The following is a 26402-nucleotide window of genomic DNA, read 5'->3' as shown; positions in this document are numbered from 1 at the left end:
CCGACCAGCGCGTTCCGGGCATTAGTCTGTGCAACCGATGACGACCACACAGGACGAGGCCGCCCACGTCGAGCCCGCCCGCGTCGAGCCCCCCACGGAGAGCGCCACCGCGAAGCGCAACCGCCGCCGCGTGATGTCACGCGTGAGCATCCAGTCCAAGCTGCTGGTGATGCTGCTGCTGACCTCGATCCTGTCCGCGGCGGTCGTGGGCGCCATCGGATACGAGTCGGGTCGCAGTTCCCTGCGCGCCTCGGTGTTCGACCGGCTGACCGAGATCCGCCAGTCGCAGAGCAGGCAGCTGCAGGCCGGCATCCAGGACCTCAAGAACTCGCTGGTGATCTACTCCCGCGGATCGACCGCGACGATGGCCGTCAACGCGTTCACCGACGGCTTCGACCAGCTGGGCCCGTCGACCATCACTCCCGCTCAGCAGCAGTCGCTGGTGGACTACTACACCAACCAGTTCGCCAGGGACGAGTTCAAGGAGAGCGGCAACCAGGTCGACGTGGCGTCGCTGCTTCCCGACTCGAACGCGGAACGCTACCTGCAGGCCTACTACACGGCGCCGTTCTCGAACTGGGAGCAGGCGGTCCGGTTCGACGACGCCCGTGACGGCAGCGCCTGGTCGGCCGCCAACGCCCGGTTCAACGAGTTCTTCCGGGAGATCGTGCAGCGCTTCGAATTCGAGGACGCCATGCTGCTCGACACCCGGGGGAACATCGTCTACAGCGCCTACAAGGGCGTCGACCTCGGCACCAACATCCTGACCGGACCGTACAAGGGCGGCGCGCTCACCGGCGCGTACATGGATGCGCTGGAGTCCAACACCGTCGACTACGTCGGCATCACCGACTTCAGCAAGTACCTCCCCGCCGACGAGCCGACCGCATGGTTCACCTCCCCCGTCGGGACCGAGGGCAACGTGACGGGCGTTCTGGCACTGCAGTTCCCGATCTCGAAGATCAACCGCCTCATGACGATGGACCAGCGCTGGGAGGAGTCCGGCATGGGGACCACCGGCGAGACGTTCATCGTCGGCCCCGACGATCTGATGCGATCGGACTCGAGGCTCTTCATCGAGGACCGCGACGCGTACAAGCGCGACGTCGTCGACGCGGGAACGCCGCCCGACGTCGCCGACGAGGCCATCGCCCGCAACGGCACGACACTGGTGCAGCCGGTGCCGACCGAGGCGACCAAGTTCGCCCAGCGCGGCCAGAAGGGCACGCTGGTGGCCGACGACTACCTGGGGCACGAGACGCTGCAGGCGTACGCGCCCGCGGACATACCCGGTCTGCGGTGGAACGTGATCGCCAAGATCGACACCGCCGAGGCGTTCGCGCCGGTGTCGGCGTTCACCAAGACGCTGGTGCTGTGGACGGTCGGAATCATCTTCACGGTCTGCATCGCGGCGATGCTGCTGGCACGGCTGTTCGTTCGGCCCATCCGACGCCTCGAGAGCGGGGCGCAGCGGATCAGCTCGGGCGACTACGGGGCCACCGTGCCGGTGGCCTCCCGCGACGAATTCGGTGACCTCACCGTGGCGTTCAACGACATGAGCCGCAACCTCGCCATCAAGGAGGACCTGCTCAACGAGCAGCGGCGGGAGAACGACCGGCTGATGCTGTCCCTGATGCCCGAGCAGGTGGTCGCCCGGTACCGCGACGGCGAGGAGACCATCGCCCAGGACCATCAGGACGTCACGGTGATCTTCGCCGACATCGTCGGACTCGACGAACTCTCCGCGGACCTCACGTCCGACGAGTCGCTGGCCATCGTCAACCGACTCGTCCGCCAGTTCGACGCCGCGGCGGAGAGCCTCGGCATCGAGCGGGTGCGCACCCTGCGCAACGGCTACCTGGCCAGCTGCGGTCTGAACGTGCCGCGCATCGACAACGTCCGCCGCACCGTGGACTTCGCCTTGGAGATGAACCGGATCGTCAACCGGTTCAACGGCGAGAACGGTCACTCGCTGCGACTGCGCGCCGGCATCGACACCGGCACCGTCAGCAGCGGTCTGGTGGGCCGGTCCAGCCTGGCCTACGACATGTGGGGAGCGGCGGTGGATCTGGCCTACCAGGTGCAGAGCGGCTCGCCACAACCCGGCGTCTACGTCACCACCGACGTGTACGACGCGATGCGCGACACCCGGCAGTTCACGGCCGCGGGCGAGATCTCCGTCGACGGTGACGCTCGACCGATCTGGCGGCTCGCGGAGCGGCAGTCGTGACCAGCGTGGTCGACGCGCCGTGGTTCTACTGGGCCGTCGGCGTCGCGATCGGCCTACCGGTCGGACTAGTGGTCCTCACCGAACTGCGGGTGGCGCTGACCCGGCGCGGCAGCTCGCTCGCCCGTCCGGTCGGCCTGATCCGCAACTACATCCTGCCGCTGGCCGCGCTGCTGCTCCTGCTCGTCAAGGCCACCGAGGTGTCGGCCGAGGCGACCCCCGTGCGGATCGTCTCGACGGTGTTCGGGTTCGTGGTGCTGGTGCTGCTGCTGTCCGGGCTGAACGCGACCCTGTTCCAGGGCGCACCGGAAGGCTCCTGGCGACAACGCATCCCGTCGATCTTCCTCGACGTCGCCCGGTTCCTGGTGATCGCGGTCGGCCTGGCGATCATCTTCTCCTACATCTGGGGCGCCAACGTCGGCGGACTGTTCACCGCGCTCGGCATCTCGTCGATCGTCCTGGGCCTGACGCTGCAGAACTCCGTCGGCCAGATCATCTCCGGGCTGCTGCTGCTCTTCGAGCAGCCGTTCCGAATCGGCGACTGGGTGGACACGCCGTCGGCGCGCGGCCGGGTGGTCGAGGTGAATTGGCGTGCGACGCACATCGATACGGGCAGCGGCCTGCACATCATCCCGAATTCGGTGCTCGCGAACGCCTCGTTCGCGAACCTCAGCAGACCCGCGGGTGAGCACTCCATCTCGGTCGAGACGGAGTTCGGTCCCGACGATCCCCCCGACGACGTGTGCCGGCTGCTGATCACGGTCGCCCGGACGCTGCCCCACCTGCGCCCGGGCGCCGCACCGACCAGCGTGGTGACCGGTGCGGGCACCTACACGACGACGATCCCGGTGACCTCCCCCGCCGACGGCAGCGGGGCACGGGCGACGTTCCTGCGCTGGACCTGGTACGCCGCCCGGCGGGCCGGCCTCAAGCTCGACGGGGTCGAGGACGGCTTCGGCTCGGCGCAGCGGCTGGAGACGTCGCTGCGGATCATCGCACCGACGTTGCGGCTCAGCCACACCGATCAGCAGCTGCTGCTGCCGCACGTCCGGATCACCCGCTACGGCGCCGACGAGACCATCCAGTCCCCCGGGCAGGTGCCCAAGCGGATGACGTTCATCGTCAACGGCCGCGTGCGCCTCGTCGCGGCGGCCGACGACGGCGCGCTGGTGCCCGTGCGGATCGTCGACGAGGGCGACTTCATCGGGTCGACGACGCTGACCCGCGAGCCGGTGCGGTCGGGCGCCTACGCGGTGGACGAGGTGACCGTGCTGCAGATCGAACGCGAGCACATGGAGGCACTGGTGATGCGAAAGCCGCTGCTGCTGCAGGAGATCGGCCGCACCATCGAGGAGCGCAGCGACGAGGTCCGGCGCGCGCTGGCCGCCGCCACCGACTAGGCCGGCTCCGCCGGTCGTTTGCTGGAATCGCACGGCGGCGCCGTCGCGCGGGAGTGGACGTCCCGGCCTGCCCCGCCGAACTCCGCACCGCGGCCGGCCTCGCCCGCGCAGCACGCCCATCGCGCGGATCTCGTGAAAGTCGCCGCGATGCGCGCTGACTCGTCGCCCGATGACGTCCGCCACCGTGGCCTCGCGCGCCCGCAGACGCCGAGAAGAACACGAGCGACTCATGCCGGCGAGACCTCGTGAGTCACATCGACACCACTGGTCACACCCCCGATCGGCCGTCCTGGTCTCGACGTCGAGTCGGAATCGTTAGCCAACCGCGATGTCACACGCGGCGTCGCCGCGCGGGTCGAACCACACCGACGTGATTCACTCATCTCCGATAAGCAACGGAGATTGCTTGAAGGACATAGGAAGGCAGGTCGGTTGCCGTTATGAAGTTCATCGGAAAGATTCGTGGGACGTGGTTGCGTCGGATGGCGGTCCTCGCCGTCACGGTGTCCGCGTTGCCCGCCCTGATCGGCTTGGCGGGAGGGTCGGCAACCGCAGGCGCATTCTCGCGACCGGGCCTCCCCGTCGAGTACCTCGACGTGTTCTCACCGTCGATGAACCGCAACATCAAGGTGCAGTTCCAGGGCGGCGGCCCCAACGCCGTCTACCTCCTGGACGGGCTGCGTGCGCAGGACGACTTCAACGGCTGGGACATCAACACCGCCGCATTCGAGTGGTATTACGACTCGGGCCTGTCGACGGTGATGCCCGTCGGCGGTCAGTCCAGCTTCTACACCGACTGGTACCGCCCGTCGGAGGGCAACGGCCAGGACTACACCTACAAGTGGGAGACGTTCCTGACCCAGGAGCTGCCCGCCTACCTGGAGTCCAACAAGGGCGTGTCGCAGACCGGCAACGCCGTCGTCGGCCTGTCGATGGCCGGCGGCACCGCGCTGACCTACTCCATCTACCACCCGCAGCAGTTCATCTACGCCGCATCGCTGTCCGGCTTCCTCAACCCCTCCGAGGGATGGTGGCCGATGCTGATCGGGCTGGCGATGAACGATGCCGGCGGATACAACGCCGAGAGCATGTGGGGACCGTCCAGTGACCCGGCGTGGAAGCGCAACGACCCGATGGTGAACATGGGCCAACTGGTCGCGAACAACACCCGAGTCTGGATCTACTGCGGCACCGGAACCCCGTCGGACCTCGACGGCGCCGGCGGCGGCAACATGATGGCCGCGCAGTTCCTCGAGGGGTTCACGCTGCGCACCAACCTGACCTTCCGCGACAACTACGTGGCCGCGGGCGGCACCAACGGCGTGTTCAACTTCCCGGCCGCCGGGACGCACAGCTGGGGATACTGGGGCCAGCAGCTGCAGATGATGAAGCCGGACATCCAGCGGGTCCTCGGGGCGCAAGCCGTCGCCTAGACCCACCGGCACGACCAGGGAGCCTGTCGCACACCCCCCGCGGCAGGCTCCCTTCGTGCGTGGACGGCCTCGTCAGACCCCCACCGGCATCGTCAGCCCTGCACCGTCGGGCGGATCGTCATGTCACCGATCTCGACGTCACGGGGCTGCTCGACGGCGAAGGCGATGGCCCGAGCGACCGCCGCGGGTGCGAGCCCGAACGAGTCCATGCTGGAACGGATCTGGGCCCGCAGGTCGAGGTCGTCGATCGAACCGTCGAGTTCGGTGTTGACGAACCCCGGCGAGATCGACGTCGTCCGGATGACGCCGTCGGTGGACTCCTGCCGCAGCGCCTCCATGACGGTCCGGACCGCGTTCTTGGTCGCGGCGTAGACACCCATGTCCGGCACGATCTTCAGACCGGCCGTCGACACCGTCGTCACGAAGTGACCGAATCCCTGCCGACGGAACACCGGTGTGGCGGCACTGATCCCGTACAGCACGCCGCTCACGTTGACGTCGAGCATCGCCGTCCACCCCGCGACGTCGCCGTCGGCGAGCGGGCCGATCCGGCTGATGCCGGCGTTGCTCACCAGCACGTCGAGCGTGCCGAACTCGTCGACGGCCCGGTCGACCAGTCCGTCGAGATCCTCCCGTCGCGTCACGTCGGTTCGCACCGTCACCACCCGAACCCCGTCGCCCCGCAGGTCCGCCGCGATCTCGTCGAGCCGATCCGTGCGGCGGGCACCGAGTACCAGGAGCGCGCCCCGGGCGCCGAGGAGGCGCGCCGTGGCCTCGCCGATGCCGCTGCTCGCTCCCGTGATCGCGACCACCTTGCCAGTGATGCCGTCCTGAATCGCGTTGTCGTCCACGAGCGTCACGACACCGCGGGCCGGCCGGCTATTCCCTGACAGCCAAAGCACAGGCCCTGCTCATACCGTCGGAACGGTGATCGAATTGGACCGGAAGCCCCGGAGGTCCCTGCCACCGGTGGTCCACACGGTGCTCGTGGACGTGGCGCCCCCGCTGGTCGCCTACTACGGCCTGCGCGCGGCGGGTTTGTCCGAGTACGTCGCACTGATCACCGCGACCGTGGTGTCGGGCGTGCGCGTCGGGTACGGCGTCGTGCGGACCCGCCGCCTCGACCCCTTCGCCGCCTACCTCCTGATGACCTTCGGCCTGTCGCTGGCCGTGGGACTGGCCACCACCAATCCGACGACGATCCTCGTCGGCAACACGCTGGTCAACGGTGTCGGCGGACTCGTATTCCTGGGCAGCTGCGTGGTCGGCACGCCATTGACGCAGGTCGTCGGCGAGCGGTTCCAAGACCCTGCCGACGCCGTACCGACCGCGATCGAGGCGGCCCGCGCCCGGCGTGTCCACGTTGCGCTCTCGGCGATGTGGGGCATCGGTCTGCTCGCCGAGGTGGTTGCGCGGTTGGTGGTCATCGCGCACCTGTCGGTGGACGCCGCCAACGCCGTGAACTCGGCCATCACGCTGCCGGTGATCGGCGTGCTGGTGCTGGCCACCGTCGTCGTCGGCCGCAGGACCGCCGCGCCGGCGGCGGCGCCCGGCCGGGCCGGGGAACAATCCGACGCCCCCGAGGGTTGAGCGCATCAGGTTCAACTTTGGAGGATTGATGGCTGAAGCTATCTCAGTGCCCGTGCTCTTCGTCAGCGAGCCGATCGTGCTGCCCGGAATGGTGGTGCCGGTCGAACTCGACGACGCCGCCCGCGCCGCGGTCGACGCCGCTCAGGCGAGCGAGTCCGGAAAGCTGCTCATCGCACCGCGTCTCGACGACCGCTACCCCACCTACGGCGTCCTCGCCTCGATCGTCCAGGTCGGGCGGGTGCCCGGTGGTGGCGCCGCCGCAGTCGTGCGCGGCGAGGTGCGCGCTCACATCGGGTCGGGTACCACCGGACCGGGTGCGGCGCTCTGGGTGGAGGTGACCGAGGTCGAGAACACGCCGGTCGACGACGCCGTCAAGGCGCTCGCCGCGGAGTACAAGAAGCTGCTGCTGGCGATGCTGCAGCGTCGTGAGGCGTGGCAGATCGTCGACGTGGTCAACAAGATCAGCGATCCGTCGGCGCTGGCCGACACGGCCGGTTACGCCGCCTACCTGACCGACGTGCAGAAGCGTCAGCTCCTCGAGACCGAGGACGTCGGCGAGCGGCTGCGCGTGCTGGTCGAGTGGACCGGCGAGCACCTGGCCGAGACCGAGGTGAACGACAAGATCGCCGAGGACGTCCGCGCCGGAATGGACAAGCAGCAGAAGGAATTCCTGCTGCGCCAGCAGCTCGCCGCCATCCGCAAGGAACTCGGCGAGGGCGAGCCCGAGGGGTCCGACGACTACCGGGCCCGCGTCGAGGCCGCCGAGCTGCCGGAGAAGGTCCGCGAGGCCGCGATGCGCGAGGTCGGCAAGCTGGAGCGCTCGAGCGACCAGAGCCCCGAGGGTGGCTGGATCCGGACCTGGCTGGACACCGTCCTGGACCTGCCGTGGAACGTGCGCACGGACGATTCGACGGATCTGGCGGGAGCCCGCGAGATCCTCGACGCCGACCACCACGGGCTGGACGACGTGAAGGACCGCATCGTCGAGTACCTGGCGGTGCGGGCCCGACGTACCCAGCGCGGCATGGCGGTCGTCGGTGGGCGTGGGTCCGGTGCCGTGATGGTGCTGGCGGGCCCTCCCGGCGTCGGCAAGACGTCGCTGGGTGAATCCGTCGCCCGCGCACTGGGTCGCAAGTTCGTGCGCGTCGCCCTGGGTGGCGTCCGCGACGAGGCCGAGATCCGCGGTCACCGGCGTACCTACGTCGGCGCGCTGCCGGGCCGGCTGGTCCGTGCGATCGGCGAGGCCGGCTCGATGAACCCCGTCGTGCTGCTCGACGAGATCGACAAGGTGGGTTCGGACTACCGCGGTGATCCGAGTGCGGCGCTGCTGGAGGTCCTGGACCCGGCGCAGAACCACACGTTCCGCGATCACTACCTGGACCTCGACCTGGATCTGTCCGACGTGGTGTTCCTGGCGACGGCCAACGTCATCGAGAACATCCCGCAGGCGCTCCTGGACCGCATGGAGCTGGTGCAGATCGACGGCTACACCGAGGACGACAAGGTGGCCATCGCTCGGGACTACCTGCTGCCCCGGCAGACCGAGCGTGCCGCGCTGACGTCCGACGAGGTGACCGTCACCGACGCCGCGCTGCACAAGATCGCGGCCGACTACACCCGCGAGCCGGGGGTGCGGCAGTTCGAGCGGCTGCTGGCCAAGGCGTTGCGCAAGGCGACCACGAAGCTCGCCGAGGGTGGCGACTCGTTGACCATCGACGAGCCCGACCTGGTTGCGTACCTGGGGCGTCCGAGGTTCACCCCGGAGTCCGACGAGCGCACCGCGGTGCCGGGCGTGGCGACCGGTCTGGCCGTGACGGGTCTGGGCGGCGACGTGCTCTTCATCGAGGCGAACTCGAACGAGGGTGACGCGGGACTGCAGCTGACCGGTCAGCTGGGCGACGTGATGAAGGAGTCGGCGCAGATCGCGCTGTCCTACGTCCGCGCACACGCCGAGCAGTTGGGCGTGGACCCGAAGGCGCTGGATCGCCAGATCCACGTGCACTTCCCGGCCGGCGCGGTGCCCAAGGACGGTCCGTCCGCGGGCGTCACGATGGTGACGGCGCTGGTGTCGATGGCGACCGGCCGCAAGGTGCGCGGTGACGTCGGCATGACCGGTGAGGTCACGCTGAACGGCCGGGTGCTGCCCATCGGCGGCGTCAAGCAGAAGCTGCTGGCGGCGCAACGGGCCGGGCTGAAGACAGTCTTCATCCCGCAGCGCAACGAGCCCGACCTGGACGAGGTGCCCGCCGAGGTGCTCGCCGCGGTCGACGTCCGGCCGATGACCGACGTGGCGGAGATCGTCGCGCTGGCCCTCGAGCCGGTGACCGAGGCCGCGACCGTCGCTGCCTGACAACCGAATACCGCGAGCAGACGCAAGTGTGCGCAATCGACCGGCGTGTCGAGCACACTTGCGTCTGCTCGCGCACTGGAGAGTGAGCACATGCCACGACGCGGAGAACCGTTGCGCAAGCTCGGGTTCCTGACGATCGGCCGGTTCGACGCCGCCGACCCGGGACCGGGGATCGAGGAGACGCTTCAGACCATCGAGCGGGCCGAGGCGCTGGGCTTCGACAGCGTGTGGCTGCGTGACCGTCACCTGCAACCCGGGATCTCCTCACCCGTCGCGATCATGGCCGCCGCGAGCCAGCGCACCAGCCGCATCGAACTGGGCACGGCCGTCATCCCGCTGGGCCTGGAGAACCCGTTCCGCCTCGCCGAGGACCTGGCGACCGTCGATGTCATATCCGGGGGACGCGTCAACCCCGGCGTCTCGGTGGGCACGCCCATGATGTACGAGCACTACAAGACCGCCCTCTACCCCGAATCCCATGACGTGCAAGACTTCTCGAAGGAGCGGGTGCTGCGCCTGCTGCGCTGCCTGCGCGGCGAGCCCGTCAGCGACTTCTCCGGCACGGTCGGCATCGAGCAGTTCACCGACCGCATCCAGCCGCACTCCCCCGGCCTGGCCGACCGCGTCTGGTACGGCGGCGGACTGGAATCGGCGAGGTGGGCCGGTGAGCAGGGGATCAACTACCTCACCAGCTCGGTGGTCAGCACCGAGGGCAGCGAGTCGCGCGACTTCGCCACCATCCAGGGCGAGCAGATCGACGCGTTCCGTGCGCACCATCCGCGGCCCGACGCGGCGCGGGTGTCCCAGGGCCTGGTGGTGATCCCCACCGACTCGGCGACCGACGACCAGATCCGGCGCTACCGCGAGTACGCCGCGAGCCGCTTCGAGCGCACCACGGCGCCGCAGGGTCCCCGGGGCATGCTGTTCTCCCCCGACTACGTCGGCACGTCCGACGAACTCGCCGACCGGCTCTTCGACCACGCGGGCTTCCAGCGCGCCGACGAGGTGGCCTTCGCCCTGCCGTTCTCGTTCGGGCCCGACGACTACACCCAGATCGTCGACGATCTGGCCCGCCACCTCGGACCGCGACTGGGGTGGCAACCTGCCGCGTGACAAACGCCGCCGAGCGGGTATCACGGCGCCGTGAAGTTCTTCCTCGAGGTCGACCTACCCGAAACACCCGACGCCCACGCCGAACTCGGCCGGCTCCTACACGGCTGGGCCGACGAGATCGCCGATCTCGGTGAGCTGGTGCCCGGCGACAAACAGGACGTCTACGACGCCGAGCACACCCGGATCGGTTCCTGGTCGGTCGACGCCGTGGCCGAGTGAGCCCGTCGGCGCGCAAGGAGTTTGTCCGCGTGGGGCGCGGGTAGGCAGCCACCGTGCCGAAAGACCAGACGACCGCCAAGGACACCGCGTCGCGGCTGCTGAAGAAGGCCGGCACCACGTACGCCGCCGAGGCGGGCATCACGCTCAAGGACGCCCCGATGCCGCTGTTCCAGCTGCTGACGCTGTGCATGCTGGCGAGCAAGCCCATCGATGCCGGCATCGCCGTCGCCGCCGCACGCGAGCTGTCCCACGCGGGGATCCGGACCCCCGACTCGGTGCTCGACGCCGATCGCTCGACGATGATCGAGGCGTTCGGACGCGCGAGTTATGCACGCTACGACGAGAGTTCGGCGACCCGGCTCGTCGAGATGGCCGAGGCCGTCCGCGACGAGTACGGCGGCGACCTCCGCAGGCTCGCCGAGGCCGCCGGAAACGACACGGCGACGGCCGCGAAGCTGCTGCAGCGCTTCAAGGGCATCGGCGAGACGGGCAGCGACATCTTCCTGCGCGAGGTGCAGGACACCTGGACGTGGGTGCGCCCCTACTTCGACGACCGCGCCATGGCGGCCGCCCGTCGGCTCGGCCTGCCCACCGACCCAGTCGAACTCGGTAAGCTCGCGGGTCGACGGAACGCCGAACTGGCCGCGGCGCTGGTGCGCGCCTCACTCGACGACGACGTCCGCGACGCCGTCTCCTCCTGAGGGCACCGCTGCGGTGACCGTCCGGATCGGTACCTCCGGGTGGTCCTACGACCACTGGGACGGCGTCCTGTACCCACCCGGGCTGCCCGTCGCACGCCGTCTCGCGCGCTACGTCCAGGAGTTCGACACGGTCGAACTCAACGCGAGCTTCTACCGGTGGCCGAAGGACGCGACCTTCGAGGGGTGGCGGCACCGGTTGCCCGACGGCTTCACCATGACCGTGAAGGCGCACCGCGGACTCACGCACTTCCGCCGGCTGCGCGACCCGGAACCGTGGGTCGAGCGGTTCGAACGCTGCTGGCGCGCACTCGGCGACCGCCGCGAGGCACTCCTGGTGCAGCTGCATCCGGCGATCGACCGCACCGACGACTCCGTCGGACTGCTCGACCGGTTCCTCGGCGTGATGCCCGACTGGATCCCCGTCGCCGTGGAGTTCCGCCATCCGTCGTGGGACGTCCCGGAGGTCTACGAACTGCTCGAACGTCACGGCGCCGCCTACGTGGTCACCAGTGGTCACGGCCTGCCCCTCGTCCCGAGGGCCACCAGCCGGCTGGTCTACGTGCGGACGCACGGCCCGGATGACAGGTTGTACGCGGGCTCCTACACCGACGACGCGCTCCGGTGGTGGGCCGACCGCATCGGCGAGTGGCAGGACCAGGGTCGCGACGTGCTCGTCTACTTCAACAACGACGGCGAGGGCAACGCCGTGCGCAACGCGTGCACCTTGAAGGAGCTGCTCGGCGGGGTGCTGCCGACCTAGAATTCCGACCGTGGCGTACGACGACGACCTCGCCAACCGCATCCGGGCACTCCTCGCAGCCGAACGTGGCGTCGAGGAGAAGCGGATGTTCGGCGGGCTGGCCTTCCTGGTCGACGGGCACATGGCCGTCGCGGCCAGCGGGCGGGGCGGGCTGATGGTCCGGGTCCCGCCCGCCGACGCCGAGGAGCTGCTGTCCCGGGACCACGTCGCGCCGATGACGATGGCGGGCCGCGAGACGCGCGGATGGCTGCTCGTCGGCGACGACGGGCTGCGCACGACCCGCCGGCTGGCGGCCTGGGTCGCGCGCGGAGTCCAGTGCGCGAAGGGTCTGCCGCCCAGGTAGTCCGCCCGTTTCGGTGCCGGGACCCCGGGGTAGCCGACGTGGGATGAGGGACTCCAGAGACGCCGTACGTCGGCCGTTCGGTGCGTCACGCCGGACCTACGCCCAGCAGGGCGGGATCCGGCTGCGGGACAGGCCGGGCCCGATCTTCCAGCTCCTGATCCTCGCGCTGCTGGCCGGCAAACCGGTCGCAGCCGACGTCGCCGCGCGCGCCGCACGGCACCTGTTCCGGGCGGGTTTCCGATCGCCGCGCGCCGTGCTCGACGGCGACCGCGACCGTGCCGTGCTGGCCCTGCACCGCGCGGGCTATGCGCGCGAGGACGACGGCTCCGCGAGCCGTCTGCGCGACGTCGCACGGCGGGTCCGCGACGAGTTCGACGGCGATCTGCGCAACCTCCGCACCCGGTCCGGTCAGGATCCGGACCGGCTGGCCGACGAGGTGATGACGTTCGACGGCGTCGGTCGCCGGGGTGCGCAGGTCTTCCTGCGGGAGATCCAAGCGGTGTGGCCGTGGGTGCGCGACCGCACCCACGAATCGGTGTCCGCCGGGATGTTCGAGCACGGGCCGTCCGATGCCGACGAAGGGCCACCGCCCACCGACCGGTAGGTCCCGGGTGTGCGGGCGCGCGGACGTTCCGGCAGGCTTGACCGCGAGATGGCTGTCCTGAGACGAATGGCGACCGCTGGCGTCGCACTGCTGACCCTCGGCTGTTCCGGTCCGGTGACCGACACCGGTGAACCGCCTCCGACGACGAGCACCAGCGTCACGCCGCCGCCACCGCCGCCGCAGCCGAGCCCGACGCGTCTGGTGAACGGCTTCGACTACGCCGCCCGGGTGAACGGCGACACCGCGTACTACTTCACCAGCCCGAGCGGCCGCTGGCAGTGCGCCATCATCCCGCGGGTCACGGCCGGCTGCCAGACCGCCGCCCAGTCGGCGCTCGGCGTCACGGGTGCACCGTCGAGCGTGCCCGGCGCGGACGGCGAACCGGCGACCCCGAACGTCATCGAGGTGCCCCGAGAGGCCGAGCCGCGGTTCAGTGCGGTGACGAACCCGGGTTTCGGTCTGGCCGGTGCGACGGCCGTCGTCCTGCCGTTCGACCGCGTGCTGTCGGTGGCCGGCTTCCGGTGCAACGTCCAGGAGGCGACGGGGGTGTCGTGCATGTCGGACAAGACCACCCGCGGCTTCACGTTCTCGGCGGAGGGGTTCACGTGGGAGTACGTCGACGTGCCCGTCGATGCGCCATGAGCGCGCTCTGACCGTCGGGGTGACCGTTCCGCGGACGTGGTCGGGACTGCCGGTCGCCGGGGTCGTGCGCGTCGTCGGCGTCGGCCGGGACGAACTCGCGGTGGCGCTCGGCGCCGCGCCGGCCGACGCACCCGCGGTGATCGGCTGCCGGGTCGGTGCGGGGCAGTCCGCCGCCGACGTGGTCGACGCCGTCATCGCCCACCTCGGGTCGGTGGCCGCCGCGCTGTTCCCCGCCTGGCTGCCCGGCGCCGACCAGGTCGACGGCGCCGGTCGCGTGGATCGCGGTCTGGTGCGGCGCCGCGCGCTGGCCCTCGCGTCGACCACCGACCACTACGGTCCCTTCGTCGCCGCGCTCGCCGACGCCGCGCTGGTGGGCCGCCCGGTCGCCGGTACGTTCCCGCCCGAGATCCGGCTCCGCGGCCTCACCCGGATCCTGCGCGCCGCCTACGGTCGCGACGGTCTGGTGCTGCTGCTCGAGGCCGCCGACGCGGCCGTCGCCACGGCCGGCGCCTGGCTCGCCGATCACGGCGGTGTCGGCGTCTGGCTCCTCGGCGCCGCCGTCGACCGCGTCGCCGCGGCGGCACCCGACCTGCCCGAGTTCGTCGGGCGGCTGACGCGCGACGAGCAGGCCGCCGCGCCCGCCCTCGACTTCCCCGCCGTCGCCGGCCGACCGCACCCGCTGAGCGCCGCCGAGACGCGGCTCGAGAGCCACCTGCGCCACCTGCCCTGGGGGCGGGACCGCGTGTGGAACCAGGTGCACCGAACCCATCCCCTGGCGCCGCCGATGCGCGTGGACCTGATGTGGCCGGACGCCCGGTGCGTCGTCGAGATCGACGGACCGGACCACCGCGGCATCCTCAAGTACGCCGACGACCGGCGACGGGACAACTCCCTCGTGCTCGACGGGTATGCAGTATTGAGGTTCACCAACGACGAGATCCTCGGCGACGCACCACGCGTCCTGCACGTGATCGAGCGCCTCGTGACCACCCGACGACCGCAGAAAGGTGCTGCTCAGTGAGCGTCCACCCCGACGAGTTGACCGGTAACGAGCAGGCGGTACTGCTCGTCCTGATGGCCGAGTGCCGTCCGGTGCCCAACCCCGAACTGAGGGATCTGGGGCCCGAACTCACGAAGGATCAGCGCGACAAGCTGCTGCGCAAGGACCTCATCGAGGTGCGGCCGGGCCGGCCGATGGTGATCGAACTCGCCGACAAGGGGTGGCGCATGTGCCGCGCCATCATCGGCACCGACGCCCCGGCAGGGGTGACCGGGCAGAAGCGGGCGCTCTACACGGTGCTCAAGGCGCTCGACCGGCACTTGGCCGACGACGACCTCGCGCTGGCCGACGTCATCCGGCCCGCCGGGAGTCCGCAGGCCCCCGCGTCCACGCCACCAAGTCCACCGCCACCGTCAGCGCACGCAGACGGCACCGGCGGACGGGTCCGCGACGCCTACTCCCGGTTGGCCACCCGGCCCGGCGGCTGGGTGCGGCTGGCCGACCTCCGGAACGCACTCGCCGACGTCGCACGCGCGGACGTCGACGCGGCGCTGCGCGACCTGCTCCGGGCGCGAGAGGCCAGCCTGATCCCGGAGGAGAACCAGAAGGCCATCACCGGTGCGGACGATGCCGCGGCCATCCTGATCGGCGGAGAGAAGAACCATCTGATGGCGATCCAGGCATGATCGACGACCGCCGGCGCACGGCACTGCGCGAGCTGCGGCTCAACTGGGTCGAGACGCTCGACGACATCTGGCACCCGCAGGACTCGCACGTCTCGGGCCTGCACGACGATGCCCTGGCCGACGTGCTGGCGGCGGTCGAGGACGCCGAACGCCAGGAGCAGTCCAGTCCGATCGGGGTCGCACTGCGCGGCCGGGCGGGGTCGGGCAAGACACACCTCCTCGGCCACGTCCGGCACCGCGTGCAGGCCGCAGGCGGGTTCTTCTTCATGGTGCAGCTGCTGGACGCGACGAACTTCTGGCAGTCCACGCGTGGCGGCATCATGGACAGCCTGGGCAGGCCCGGCCTGGTCCGCGACACCCAGCTCAAGGACCTCATCTGGCAGCTCGAGCAGATCGCGCACGTCTCCCGCGCGGCTCGGCGCGCCCTGATCGGCGACGAGGACCTCACCCCGGGCATCCTCGACGAGTTCGTCGAGGCCCTGACCAAGGCCCGCGGCGTCACCGTGCGCAACTGCAGGCACACGCTGCGCGCCCTGGTGCTGGTCGCCTCCACCGACCCCGATCTGCAGGACATCGGCGAGGCGTTCCTCGGGTCGGGCGGCGACATCGACGCCGAGGAGCGGGCCCGGTGGGGTCTGCGCACCAACGACCGGACCGCCCAGCAGACGGTGGCCGAGATCTCGCGGCTGGTCGCCCTCGCCGGACCCGCGGTGCTCGCGATCGACCAGATCGACACGCTGCTGGCGCAGGCGAACTCCGGCACCGGCGCCGACGACGTGGCACTCGACGACAGCCGCAACCTCGAACACGTCGCGCACGGCCTGATGAGCGTCAAGGAGGCGATGCGACGCACCGTCGCGGTCGTCGCCTGCCTGCCGAGTGTCTGGGAACTGATCCGCAGCAAGGCGACCGCCACCGTGGCCGACCGGTTCCGCGAGACGGCCGTGCTGGAGCGGCTGCCCACCGCGAACGTGGGCCGCGCGATGCTCGAGCGCAGGTTCGACGCCCGGTACCGGACCGTGGACTTCACCCCGCCGTACCCCACCTGGCCGATCCTCCCGTCGGCGTTCGACGACGCCACGGACTACACGCCGCGCCGGCTCCTGCAGCGCGCCGACGAACACGTCCGCGCCTGCCTGCGGGCCGACGAGGTGGTCGAGCTCGCCCACCTCGCCGACGACGCGCCGACGCCCGTGGTCGACCCGGAGCCGACGCCACCGGTGGTCGACGAGGAGCTGGACCGCCGGTTCGCCGAGTACCGGCGACGGGCGGCCGTGGCATCGGCACTCGACCCCGACGGCGAGGACACCGCGGTGCCCACACTGCTCGCGGCCGGCCTCACCGCGTGGATCGCCGAACGCGGGTCGGCCGACCAGACCTTCCGGACCGACCCGCCACCGGGGCGGGTGGTGGCCCTGCACGCACGGCTGCGGCAGAGCCTGGACGCCGCCACCGAGGACGAGCGGCACTGGTCGTTCCGGGCGATCGCCCACGGACACGCCCGCGCGGTGCAGACGCGAATCCAGAAAGCCTGGGAGGCAACGGGAATCGCCTCGGACCCGGACCGGCGACGGCTGGTGCTGCTGCGCAACGTCCCGTGGCCCAGCGGCGCCAAGACGTCCGCCCTGATCGACGACATCACCTCCGCGGGTGCGGTCACGCTTCCCGTCGGCGAGGACGATCTGCGCACGCTGTCGGCGCTGCGCGACCTGATCGACGAAGGTCATCCGGATCTCCAGGAGTGGCTGCGGCGACGCCAGCCCGCCCACGGCACCACGCTGTTGCGGGCCGCACTCGCGGACGTGGCCGGCGACGCTCCCCCGGCACCCGAGCCCGCCCCGGAAACGCCCACCGCCGCACCGCAACCGAGCATCCCGGCGTACCCGTCGGTCACCGCGTCGCCCGACGAGCTGCCGCTCGGCGTCGACGCCACGGGACGGCCGCTGTCGGTGCATCTGGCCGCCCTGCGCAAGCACACCGCGATCTTCGCCGGGTCCGGCTCGGGCAAGACGGTGCTGATCCGCCGGCTGGTCGAGGAGTGCGCACTGCGCGGCGTCTCGTCGATCGTGCTGGATCCCAACAACGACCTGTCCCGGCTCGGACGACCGTGGCCGCAGACGCCGGACGGCTGGAACCCGGCCGACGACGGCCGCGCCGCGGACTACTTCGCCGACACCGAGGTGGTGGTGTGGACCCCGCGCAAGAACTCCGGACGGCCGCTGTCGTTCCAGCCGCTCCCCGACTTCGCCGGTGTCCGCGACAGCGACGAGGAGTTCGAGGAGGCCGTCGACTCGGCGGTGTCGGCGCTGGAGTCCCGGGCACTCATCACCGGCAACACCGCGAAGGCGATGCAGTCGCGGGCGGTGCTGAAGGTGGCGCTCCGGTACTACGCCCGCCGCGCGGAACCGGCGACGCTACCCGGCTTCATCGCGATGCTCGGCGACCTGCCCGACGGGGTCAGCGAACTCCCCCGGGGGCCGAAGCTGGCCGAGGAACTGTCGGGGAACCTGCACGCCGCCATGGTCAACGACCCGCTGTTCGGGGGCCGCGGCGCGTCCGCCGATCCCGGTGCGCTGCTGACGCCGTCGCCGGGTCGCCGCGCGCGCGTGTCGGTGATCAACATGGCGGGGCTCACCACCGAGGAGCAGCGGGAGGGCTTCGTCAACCAACTGCAGATGGCCCTGTTCTCCTGGATCAAACGCCATCCCGCGGCGGACCGCCCGCTCGGCGGCCTGCTGGTGATGGACGAGGCGCAGAACTTCGCGCCGTCGGACCGCTACACGGCCAGCACCCGCAGCACCCTCGCGCTGGTGTCGCAGGCCCGCAAGTACGGCCTGGGCCTGGTGTTCGCCACGCAAGCGCCGCGGGGCCTGCACAACTTCATCCCGGGCAACGCGACCACCCAGTTCTACGGTCTGCTGAACTCGCAGGCGCAGATCACCGTGGCCCGCGAGATGGCCCGGGCCAAGGGCGGTGAGGTGCCCAACATCAGCAAGCTGCGGGCAGGCAACTTCTACGTGGCGTTGGAGGGCAACGCCTTTCACGAGGTCCGGACGCCGTGGTGCCTGTCGCACCATCCGCAGAGTCCGCCCACCGCCGACGAGGTGCTCGACCTCGCGCGCGGCGGTCCGGGCGCCTGAGCGGTCGCGCGGTCAGTACTCGACGCGGAAGCCGCCGATCATGCGGACGAGGTTGCCGTCGGGGTCGGTGAGCGTCGACAGCTGGACGCCCTTGTTCACGTCCTCGACGTCGCCGGGCGAGAGGCCCGCCGCGCGGGCACCCTCGACGTGGGCCGCGAGATCGTCGACGGCGACGTTGACAAGCCCGGAGCCGGCGCGCTGCTCGTCGACGAACACCTGCACCCACCCGCCGGGCACCACCTGCCACTCGACGAGCGGCGGCATGGGGTTGTTGTCGGCCGGGCGGCCGAACAGCTTGGCGTACCACGCACCCGACACCTCGATGTCGGATACGGGGACGACGGCCAGCACGTGTTCGAAGGACACGGTCCATCCTCTCGTCGGGTTGTCAGGGGTAGACCGCCGCCGGCGGTGGAACTCATCGCGGACGGAAGTGGGCCCCGTGTCCGCATCCTGTCGAATGCGCACACGGGGCCCACGGTCGCCCCGGCGAGAGCCTGCCGGAACCCTCGGTCAGGGCTGCTTCTGCCCCGGGATGCCCTCGTAGGCGATGTCGCCCGTCTCGAGGTTCTTCTTCGTCAGGTCCACCAGTCCGTCGAGGAACTGCTGGCGCTCGGTCACGACGTGCTGGATGGCCACGTCGACGTTGTCCTTCGTGATCGCCGGCATCACGTACACCGGCTCGGTGTTCACCTGCTCGCCCTTGACCAGGGCGTTGGCCACGGCCAGGCCCGCGGACAGTTCCACGGTGCCGTTCTGCAGCGACGTGCCGATGAACTCGCCGCTCTTGACGGCGTTGAGGCCGTCCTCGATGCCGTCGATGCCGACGATCGGCACGTCGGTGCGGTTGGCCTCCTTGAGTGCCTGCAGCGCACCGAGACCCATGTCGTCGTTCTGGGCGACGACGCCGTTGATCTGCGGTCCGAAGCTGGAGATCCAGTTCTTCGTCTTGTTGACGGCTTCGTCGCGCTTCCAGTTCGCGGTGTCCTTGGCGAGCACCTTGATGTCGGGGTACTTGGCGAGGACGTTGTCGATGCCCTTGCCGCGGTTGATCTCACCGGAGCCGCCGAGCGGGCCCTGCAGGATCACGATGTTGCCGCGGCCGTTGAGCCGGTCGGCCATCATCTGCATCTCCTGCTCACCGGCGGCGACGTCGTCGGGCTGCACGTTGCCCGCGAGGTCCGGGGTGTCCAGCGCCGCGTTCACGGCGAGCAGCGGAATGCCCTTCTCCTTGGCCGAGGCCACCTGCGGGGCCAGCGAATCCGCCTGCACCGGAACGACGATGATCGCCTTGACGCCCTGGTTGATCAGCGAGTCGACCTGGCCGGCCTGGGTGGACACGTCGTTGTTGGCCGAGTTCCAGACCAGCTCGATGTCGTTGGCCTTGGCGTAGGCCTCCATGCCCTCCTTGCCGGCGGTGATGAACGAACTCATGTCGTACACCGTCACGCCGATGCGGGTGGTGTCGCTGTTGGCCTCGGTATCGCCTGCGCCGCAGGCGGTCATGGTCAGTCCGAGGGCGCCTGCCGCGGCGATCGCCCCAATTCTGGTGAACAGTCTCATCTGATCGATCTCACTTCCTGATGGGTGGAATGGGTGGTCACGGCTGCTTCTGGCCGGGGATGCCCTCGTAGGCGATGTCGCCGGTCTTGAGGTTCTGCGTGGTCAGCTCGGTCAGGCCGTCGAGGAACTTCTGTCGTTCGGTCACCACGTGCTCGATGGCGACGTCGACGTTGTCCTTCGTGATCGCCGGCATGATGTACACCGGCTCCTTGTTGACCTGCTCGCCCTTGGCGAGCGCGTTGGCGACGGCGAGTCCGGCGGACAGCTCGACGGTGCCGTTCTGCAGCGACGTGCCGATGAACTCACCGCTCTTGACGGCGTTCAGGCCGTCCTCGATGCCGTCGATGCCCACGATCGGCACGGTGCGTCCGGACTCCTTGAGCGCCTGCAGTGCACCGAGACCCATGTCGTCGTTCTCGGCCACCACACCGTTGATCTGGTCACCGAAACCGGAGATCCAGTTCTTCGTCTTGTTGACGGCCTCGTCGCGCTTCCAGTTGGCGGTGTCCATGGCGAGCACCTTGATGTCCGGGTACTTGCGAAGGACGTTGTTGATTCCCTCGGTGCGCTGGAGTTCACCGGATTGGCCCAACGGACCCTGCAGGACCACGACGTTGCCGCGGCCGCCGAGGGCGTCGGCCATCATCTGCATTTCCTGCTCACCGGCGGCGACGTCGTCGGGCTGCACGTTGCCTGCGATCTCCTTGCTGTCGAGCGCCGCGTTGACCGGGACCAGCGGGATGTTCTTGGCCTTGGCCGAGGCGACCTGCGGTCCGAGTGAATCGGCCTGCACGGGAACGACGATGATCGCGTCGACACCCTGGTTGATCATCGAGTCGACCTGGTTGGCCTGGGTGGACACGTCGAGGTTGGCGGAGTTCCACACCAGCTCGATGTCGTTGTCCTTCGCGTACTGGTCCATGCCTTCCTTGCCGGCGGTGATGAACGAACTCATGTCGTACACCGAGACGCCGACGCGGGTGGTGTCGCTGTTGGCCTCGGTGTCACCCGCCCCGCACGCCGTCATGCCGAAGCCCAGCACGGTGGCCGAGGCAACCGCGAACATCTTCGTTCCCAGTCTCATCTGTGTTCTCTTTCCTTCGGTGGGGTTGGTTCCAAAACTTCGGTGGCCCGGCGCGCGGGCGGTCACGTTCGCCGTCGCGAGGACCAGACGTCCACGGCCACGGCGGCGACGATGAGGACGCCCTTGATCACGTCCTGCCAGTAGGCGGGTACGACGAGGATGTCGAGGCCGTTGTTCAGGGTCTGAATGATGAACAGGCCCAACACCGTTCCCCAGATGGTGCCGCGGCCGCCCATCAGGCTCGCGCCGCCGATGACGACGGCGGCGATCGCGTCCAGCTCGTAGCCCTGGCCCAGGTTCGGCGGGCCGGAGATGACGCGCGACGCCAGCATGACGCCGGAGATTCCGGCGAGCAGGCCGGACAGGGCGTAGACGCTGAACAGCACGTTCTTGGCGTTGATGCCCGCGATCTCGGCGGCGTTGCGGTTGCCGCCGACGGCGTAGACGCGCATGCCGTAGGTGGTCCGCTTCATCACGACCGCCAGCACGACGATGCCGAGGATCATGACGAGCACCGGGATGGTCAGCCCGAGCACCTTGGTGTTGGCGATGGACCCGAACTCGGCGGGCAGACCGTTGATCGGGGCGCCGCCGCCGATGACGTACGCCAGGCCCGAGCCGGCCGTCAACGTACCCAGTGTCGCGATGAACGGTGGAACGTTGATGCGCGAGACCAGGATCCCGTTCACCGAGCCGACGACCAGGCCGACCAGCATGGCGACCGAGACCGTCATCCACACCTGGCCCGGGTTCGCCTTGGCGGTCGCGGCACCGGCCATCGCCGACACCGCGATGACGCTGCCCACCGACAGGTCGATGCCGCCGGTGAGGACGACGAGCGTCTGCCCGAGGGCGATGAGCGCGAAGGGCGCCGCGGCGACGAGGATGGTGACCAGGTTGTCGACGGTGCCGAATCGCGCGCTGCGGTAACTGAAGTACGCGATGACCAGCAGCATGATGATGACCATCGAGTACCGCAGCGCGATGCCGCCGAGCCATTCCCGGGAGAACAGCTTGACCGGTTCCCCGGTGATCGGCGACGTCACGACGGTCTTGGACGACTCCGGTGCGTCCTCGGTGTCGAGTGGGGTGCTCACTGTGCTGCCTCCGATGAATCAGGCCGAGCGTCGGCCGTCGGGGTTGGGGTGCCATCGACGTGCCGGGGCCCGTCGAGTGCGGTGGCCATCCGGAACACGGATTCCTGGACCGCCGGGTGATCGAGGGCGTCGCGGTCGAGTTCGCCGACGAACGCGCCCTCTCGCATGACGAACGCCCGGTGTGACAGCCCGATGATCTCGGGCATGTCCGAGGACGCCATCACGACGGCCATGCCGGCCTCGGCGAACTCGGTGATGATGCGGTAGATCTCGCTGCGGGCGCCGACGTCGACGCCGCGCGTCGGCTCGTCGAGCAGCAGCACGTTGACGTCACCGGTGAGCCACCGGGCCAGCACCACCTTCTGCTGGTTGCCGCCCGACAGCGTGCCGACGAGCTGACCCAGACCGCTGCTGCGGAGCCGGACCGACTGCATGACGTCCGACACGGCCTTCGACCGCGACTTGCCGCGCAGCCAGCCCGCCACGCTGAACGACGACAACCGCGGCAGCGAACCGTTGTCCAGCACGCTCATCGACAGCACGACGCCCGAGATCTTGCGGTCCTCGGGCACCATGGCCATGCCCTCGGTGATGGCGGCTGCGGGCGAATTGCGCTTCACGGAGCGGCCGCGGACCACGATGTCGCCGGCCGAGGTGTGCCTGGCGCCGAAGATGGCCTCCAGGAGTTCGGTTCGGCCCGCACCGACGAGGCCTGCCAGACCGAGGATCTCACCGGCCCGCACCGAGAACGACACGGGCTCCGACGCACCGTCGACGCGCAGGTCCCGCACCTCGAGGACGGCCTCCGACGTCGGGGGGACCCGCGACGGGAACAGTGCGTCGAGTTCGCGCCCGATCATTGCGGTGACGATGTCGTCGTCGGTGACGCGGTCGATGGTCTCGTCGAGGATCAGGCCGCCGTCGCGCAGCACCACCACGCGGTCGGCGATGGCGCGGATCTCGGCCATCTTGTGGGTGGTGTAGACCATGGCGACACCGTGCTCGCGGAGCCGGCGCACGATCTTGTAGAGACCCTCGACCTCCCGCTCGGAGATGGCCGACGTGGGCTCGTCGAGCATGACCACGCGTGCGCCGGTGCGGGCGGCCTTGACGATCTCGACGATCTGCCGCAGGCCCACGGGCAGGCTGCCCATGCGTGCGGTGGGTGGGATGGCGACGTCGAACACCGCGAGCGTGTCCTCGGCCTCGCTGATCATGGCGCGTCGGTTGAGGAACGGCCCGACCGTGAGTTCCCGTCCCACGAACAGGTTCTCGTAGACGGTCATGTCCTCGATCGAGGCGAGCTCCTGGGGCACGATGGCCACGCCGTGGCGCACCGCGTCGCGGGTGTTGCCCGGCGCGAGGTGGGCGCCCTGCACGGTGACGGTGCCGGAGTCGGCGGTGTACTGGCCGCTCACGATCTTCATCAGCGTCGACTTGCCCGCGCCGTTCTCACCGGCCAGTGCGGTCACCGTGCCCGGGGCCAGGTTCAGCGTGATGCCCTTGAGCACCGGGACGCCGCCGAAGCTCTTGCTGATGTCGGCGCATTCGAGCACTGTCTCGGTCACGAGGAACCTCCCGCGCGGATGAGTACCTTGACGTTCTCCGGATCCGCCGAAGCGGTGAACGCCTCGGGGGCGTGATCGAGGTCGAACTCGGCGCTGACGATCTCACCGACGGGCACGGTGCCCGAGCGCAGCAGGTCGATCGCCGCCTCGAAGTCCTCCCGCACGTACATCAGGTTGCCCACCAGGGCGAGTTCCCGGTCCTGAATGAGGTTGAGCGGCACGCTCACCGGGCCCTCGGCCACGCCGACGACCATGATCGCGCCGCCCTTGTCGACGAGGTCGACGGCCTGGGCCACCGAACTCTCGCGGGACACGCAGTCGATGACCACCGCCGCGGGTCCGCCGAGCAGGTCCAGTGCCCGGGCCACCGCGTCGTCGGCGGTCGGGTCGAAGGTGCCCACCGCACCGAGGCGTTCGGCGCGGGCGCGCTTGGAGTCGAGCAGGTCGGCCACCACGACGCGCGCACCCGCGTGCCGCGCGGCGAGCAACGCGAACAGGCCGATCGGGCCCGCACCGATGACGACGACGGCACGGTCGCGCAGGTCGCCGACCAGCTCGGCGGCACGGCGCACCGTGTGCACCGGGGTCGCCAGCGGCTCGATCAGGATCGCGCGCACGTCGTCGAGGTCGTCGGGGATCGGCACCAGCCGGTCGGTGGCGACGGTGAACGAGTCGGCCAGCGCACCGGGTGTCTGGCAGCCGAACACCAGGAGGTCGCGGCAGATGTTGTACCGACCGGCGACGCACTGCGTGCAGTGTCCGCAGGCGAGATTGGGTTCGAGCGCCACGCGGCGGCCCACCCAGTCCTGGTCGACGCCATCGCCCACGGCCTCGACGACGCCGACGGCCTCGTGTCCGGGGCGGTAGGGCAGGTCGATGAACGGGTGGCGGCCGCAGGCAGCGTGCAGGTCCGACCCGCACACGCCGACGAGCGTCGTGTCGACCCTGGCCTCCCCCGCCGCGGGATCGGCGCGGGGCACGGTCTCGAACACCACGTCGTCGAGGGCGTTGACGACGACGCGCCTGATGGTGGTGACGTCGGCGACGGTGGGCGTCACCATGCGGTGTACCCGCCGTCGGCCACCAGCACGGAGCCGGTGATGAACGATGCGGCGTCGCTGGCGAGGAACACCACGCTGGGCGCGATCTCCTCGGGCATCGCGTACCGCTGCTGCGGTGCGTCGTCGATCCAGTGCCGCTTGAGGTCGGGCCGGTCGACCGGCGCCATCTCGGTCTTGCAGTAGCCCGGCGCGACGGCGTTCACCCGGATGCCGAGCGGCGCCCATTCCGCGGCAAGCGATTTGGTGAGGTGGTGCACGGCGGCCTTGGACGCGTTGTACGCGGGCTGCATCTGCGGGCGGTTGACGATCAGCCCCGACATCGAGCCGATGTTCACCACCGAACCGCTGCCGCGCTCGCGCATGTGGGCGCCCACCGCGAGCGAACACGCCCACAGGGCCTTCACGTTCAGGTCGAACACGTCGTCCCACTGCTGCTCGGTGACGTCCCACGACTCGGCGTGATAGCAGGTGCCCGCGTTGTTGACCAGGATGTCGACGTGGCCGAGCGCCGCGATGGCCTCGGCGGTCATCCGCGCGACGTCGTCGGCGCGGGTGATGTCGGCGGTGATCGGGTGGAAGACGTGGCCCTGCTCCGCGGCCTCCGCGACGACGACGTCGTTGCGTTCGCCGCTGCGCCCCGCGATCGCCACGGTGGCCCCGGCCTCGGCGAGGCCGAAGGCGAAGGCCTTGCCCAGACCCTGGTTTCCACCGGTCACCAGGGCGGTGCGGCCGGTCAGGTCGAAGGGGGACGTCTTGGTCGCGCTCGCTGCGCCGGTCTGTGTCGCGGTTGTCACTGGAAGCTCACTCAATTCGGACGGACGATGGACTTGAGGCTGTCGGGGTCGGTGTCGCTCTCGAGGGCGTCGGCGGCGTGCTCGAGGTCGTAGCGACCGGTGACCATCGCGTCGAGGTCGACGGCCCCGCTGGCCACCAGATGGATTGCGGCCGGCCAGGTGTCGGTGTACCGGAACACCCCGGTGACGGTGATCTCGAGGTTCTGGATGTGGCTGACGGGCAGCGCGTACTCGTCGGCGCCCATGCCGACCAGCACGACGCGTCCGGCGGGTCCCACCGCCTTGATGCCGGCGACCACGGCCACGGGAACGCCGCTGGCGTCGATGAAGGCGTCCACGGGGTCGATCGACGAGACGTCGTCGGTCATCGGGTCCAGCGCCTCGGTGGCGCCGAACCGCAGCGCGCCCTCACGCCGCGACGCGACGGGATCGCTGACGACGATGCGGGCCGCGCCGAACGCCCGCGCGGCCTGCGCGCAGATGACCCCGATCGGGCCTGCGCCGGCGATCAGCACCGAGGTGCCCGGCGCGACACCGGCCTTGCGCATCGTGGTGATCGCGACCGACAGCGGTTCGAGCAGGGCGGCGGCCTCGTCCGACATCGAGTCCGGCACGGGGTGGGCCATGTCGTCGTCGATGGTGACGTAGCGGCAGAACGCGCCGTCGACGGGCGGTGTGGCGTAGAACTTCATCTCCGGGCACAGGTTGTAGCGGCCCGCCGTGCACTGCGTGCACCGCCGGCACGGGTGCTGCGGTTCCACGGCGACGCGTTGGCCGATGCGGCCCGGGTCGACGCCGTCGCCCACCGCGGCGATCCGGCCGGACAGCTCGTGGCCGAGGATCATCGGTTCGTCGACCACGAAGTCGCCGATCCGGCCGTGCCGGTAGTAGTGCACGTCGGAGCCGCAGACGCCGACCGCGGCGACCTCGACGAGGACCTCGCGCGGTCCGGGTGCCGGCACGGGCCGGTCCTCGATGCGCAGGGTCTCGACCCCCGTCATGACGCTGGCCCGCATGGTGTCGGGCA

Annotated in this window: 24 protein-coding genes; 15 read left to right on the top strand and 9 right to left on the bottom strand. The window is 70.1% G+C overall.

Going from position 1 to position 26402, the window contains the following annotated elements; all coding sequences use genetic code 11:
* Positions 1-37 precede the first annotated feature (37 nt).
* The 3 genes from AC1MEY_RS09710 to AC1MEY_RS09700 all read left to right on the top strand — a co-directional run bounded on the left by AC1MEY_RS09710 (position 38) and on the right by AC1MEY_RS09700 (position 5060).
* Positions 38-2230 (top strand): adenylate/guanylate cyclase domain-containing protein, encoded by a 2193-nt coding sequence (locus AC1MEY_RS09710; RefSeq protein ID WP_480230434.1) that lies wholly within the window; start codon positions 38-40, stop codon positions 2228-2230.
* Entirely contained in the window at positions 2227-3627 is a 1401-nt protein-coding gene (locus AC1MEY_RS09705) for a mechanosensitive ion channel domain-containing protein (RefSeq protein WP_480230433.1), read from the top strand. The genes AC1MEY_RS09710 and AC1MEY_RS09705 overlap by 4 nt, the downstream gene beginning before the upstream one ends.
* A 440-nt stretch (positions 3628-4067) precedes the next feature.
* Complete coding sequence (locus AC1MEY_RS09700) at positions 4068-5060, top strand: esterase family protein (RefSeq protein ID WP_480230432.1); 993 nt, start codon at positions 4068-4070, stop codon at positions 5058-5060.
* 92 nt (positions 5061-5152) lie between these two features.
* Here AC1MEY_RS09700 and AC1MEY_RS09695 read toward each other — a convergent pair whose 3' ends face one another.
* Entirely contained in the window at positions 5153-5920 is a 768-nt protein-coding gene (locus tag AC1MEY_RS09695; RefSeq protein WP_480230431.1) for an SDR family oxidoreductase, read from the bottom strand.
* 67 nt (positions 5921-5987) lie between these two features.
* Here AC1MEY_RS09695 and AC1MEY_RS09690 point away from each other — a divergent pair, with 67 nt between their 5' ends.
* The 12 genes from AC1MEY_RS09690 to AC1MEY_RS09635 all read left to right on the top strand — a co-directional run bounded on the left by AC1MEY_RS09690 (position 5988) and on the right by AC1MEY_RS09635 (position 18208).
* Entirely contained in the window at positions 5988-6650 is a 663-nt protein-coding gene (locus tag AC1MEY_RS09690) for a VC0807 family protein (protein ID WP_480230430.1), read from the top strand.
* A gap of 28 nt (positions 6651-6678) precedes the next feature.
* Entirely contained in the window at positions 6679-9000 is a 2322-nt protein-coding gene (gene lon / locus AC1MEY_RS09685; protein WP_480230429.1) for an endopeptidase La, read from the top strand.
* Between the two features lie 90 nt (positions 9001-9090).
* Positions 9091-10113, top strand: coding sequence for an LLM class flavin-dependent oxidoreductase (locus tag AC1MEY_RS09680; protein WP_480230428.1), 1023 nt, complete (start codon positions 9091-9093; stop codon positions 10111-10113).
* 30 nt (positions 10114-10143) lie between these two features.
* Positions 10144-10332, top strand: coding sequence for a hypothetical protein (locus AC1MEY_RS09675; RefSeq protein ID WP_480230427.1), 189 nt, complete (start codon positions 10144-10146; stop codon positions 10330-10332).
* Positions 10333-10385: 53 nt separating this feature from the next.
* Positions 10386-11033, top strand: coding sequence for an endonuclease (locus AC1MEY_RS09670; protein WP_480230426.1), 648 nt, complete (start codon positions 10386-10388; stop codon positions 11031-11033).
* Positions 11034-11046: 13 nt separating this feature from the next.
* Positions 11047-11793, top strand: a complete 747-nt coding sequence (locus AC1MEY_RS09665) for a DUF72 domain-containing protein (protein ID WP_480230425.1) — start codon at positions 11047-11049, stop codon at positions 11791-11793.
* A 10-nt stretch (positions 11794-11803) separates the two neighbouring features.
* On the top strand, positions 11804-12136 hold the full coding sequence (locus AC1MEY_RS09660) for a TfoX/Sxy family protein (RefSeq protein WP_480230424.1): 333 nt from the start codon (positions 11804-11806) through the stop codon (positions 12134-12136).
* A gap of 43 nt (positions 12137-12179) precedes the next feature.
* Positions 12180-12740 carry an HhH-GDP family DNA glycosylase gene (locus AC1MEY_RS09655; RefSeq protein ID WP_480230423.1) on the top strand — a complete coding sequence of 187 codons (561 nt, stop codon included), beginning with the start codon at positions 12180-12182 and terminating at the stop codon, positions 12738-12740.
* Between the two features lie 66 nt (positions 12741-12806).
* Positions 12807-13382 carry a hypothetical protein gene (locus AC1MEY_RS09650; protein WP_480230422.1) on the top strand — a complete coding sequence of 192 codons (576 nt, stop codon included), beginning with the start codon at positions 12807-12809 and terminating at the stop codon, positions 13380-13382.
* Complete coding sequence (locus tag AC1MEY_RS09645) at positions 13372-14403, top strand: endonuclease domain-containing protein (RefSeq protein ID WP_480230421.1); 1032 nt, start codon at positions 13372-13374, stop codon at positions 14401-14403. The genes AC1MEY_RS09650 and AC1MEY_RS09645 overlap by 11 nt, the downstream gene beginning before the upstream one ends.
* The gene (locus AC1MEY_RS09640) at positions 14400-15068 is read left to right on the top strand and encodes a hypothetical protein (RefSeq protein ID WP_480230420.1); all 669 of its coding nucleotides are present in this window, start codon (positions 14400-14402) and stop codon (positions 15066-15068) included. The genes AC1MEY_RS09645 and AC1MEY_RS09640 overlap by 4 nt, the downstream gene beginning before the upstream one ends.
* Positions 15065-18208: an ATP-binding protein gene (locus AC1MEY_RS09635; protein WP_480230419.1), complete on the top strand. Its 3144-nt coding sequence runs from the start codon at positions 15065-15067 to the stop codon at positions 18206-18208. The genes AC1MEY_RS09640 and AC1MEY_RS09635 overlap by 4 nt, the downstream gene beginning before the upstream one ends.
* Positions 18209-18220: 12 nt before the next feature.
* Here AC1MEY_RS09635 and AC1MEY_RS09630 read toward each other — a convergent pair whose 3' ends face one another.
* The 8 genes from AC1MEY_RS09630 to AC1MEY_RS09595 form a co-directional block, all read right to left on the bottom strand.
* Positions 18221-18574: a VOC family protein gene (locus AC1MEY_RS09630; protein WP_480230418.1), complete on the bottom strand. Its 354-nt coding sequence runs from the start codon at positions 18572-18574 to the stop codon at positions 18221-18223.
* Between the two features lie 147 nt (positions 18575-18721).
* Positions 18722-19771 carry a substrate-binding domain-containing protein gene (locus AC1MEY_RS09625; protein ID WP_480230417.1) on the bottom strand — a complete coding sequence of 350 codons (1050 nt, stop codon included), beginning with the start codon at positions 19769-19771 and terminating at the stop codon, positions 18722-18724.
* A 37-nt stretch (positions 19772-19808) separates the two neighbouring features.
* The gene (locus tag AC1MEY_RS09620) at positions 19809-20855 is read right to left on the bottom strand and encodes a substrate-binding domain-containing protein (protein ID WP_480230416.1); all 1047 of its coding nucleotides are present in this window, start codon (positions 20853-20855) and stop codon (positions 19809-19811) included.
* A 62-nt stretch (positions 20856-20917) separates the two neighbouring features.
* Positions 20918-21952, bottom strand: a complete 1035-nt coding sequence (locus AC1MEY_RS09615) for an ABC transporter permease (protein WP_163799396.1) — start codon at positions 21950-21952, stop codon at positions 20918-20920.
* A complete protein-coding gene (locus tag AC1MEY_RS09610) occupies positions 21949-23520 on the bottom strand; it encodes a sugar ABC transporter ATP-binding protein (RefSeq protein WP_480230415.1) in 1572 nt (523 codons plus the stop codon). The genes AC1MEY_RS09615 and AC1MEY_RS09610 overlap by 4 nt, the downstream gene beginning before the upstream one ends.
* A complete protein-coding gene (locus tag AC1MEY_RS09605; RefSeq protein ID WP_480230414.1) occupies positions 23517-24581 on the bottom strand; it encodes a zinc-dependent alcohol dehydrogenase in 1065 nt (354 codons plus the stop codon). Before AC1MEY_RS09605 ends, AC1MEY_RS09610 begins: the two co-directional genes overlap by 4 nt.
* Positions 24575-25375, bottom strand: a complete 801-nt coding sequence (locus AC1MEY_RS09600) for an SDR family NAD(P)-dependent oxidoreductase (protein WP_480230413.1) — start codon at positions 25373-25375, stop codon at positions 24575-24577. Before AC1MEY_RS09600 ends, AC1MEY_RS09605 begins: the two co-directional genes overlap by 7 nt.
* A gap of 11 nt (positions 25376-25386) precedes the next feature.
* A complete protein-coding gene (locus tag AC1MEY_RS09595) occupies positions 25387-26376 on the bottom strand; it encodes an NAD(P)-dependent alcohol dehydrogenase (protein WP_480231396.1) in 990 nt (329 codons plus the stop codon).
* Between the last annotated feature and the right edge of the window lie 26 nt (positions 26377-26402).

The sequence above is a fragment of the Mycobacterium sp. PTI7 genome (assembly GCF_056679845.1).
The sequence above is the reverse complement of the archived record's forward strand: the minus strand, read 5'-3'. Positions and strand labels throughout refer to the sequence as shown.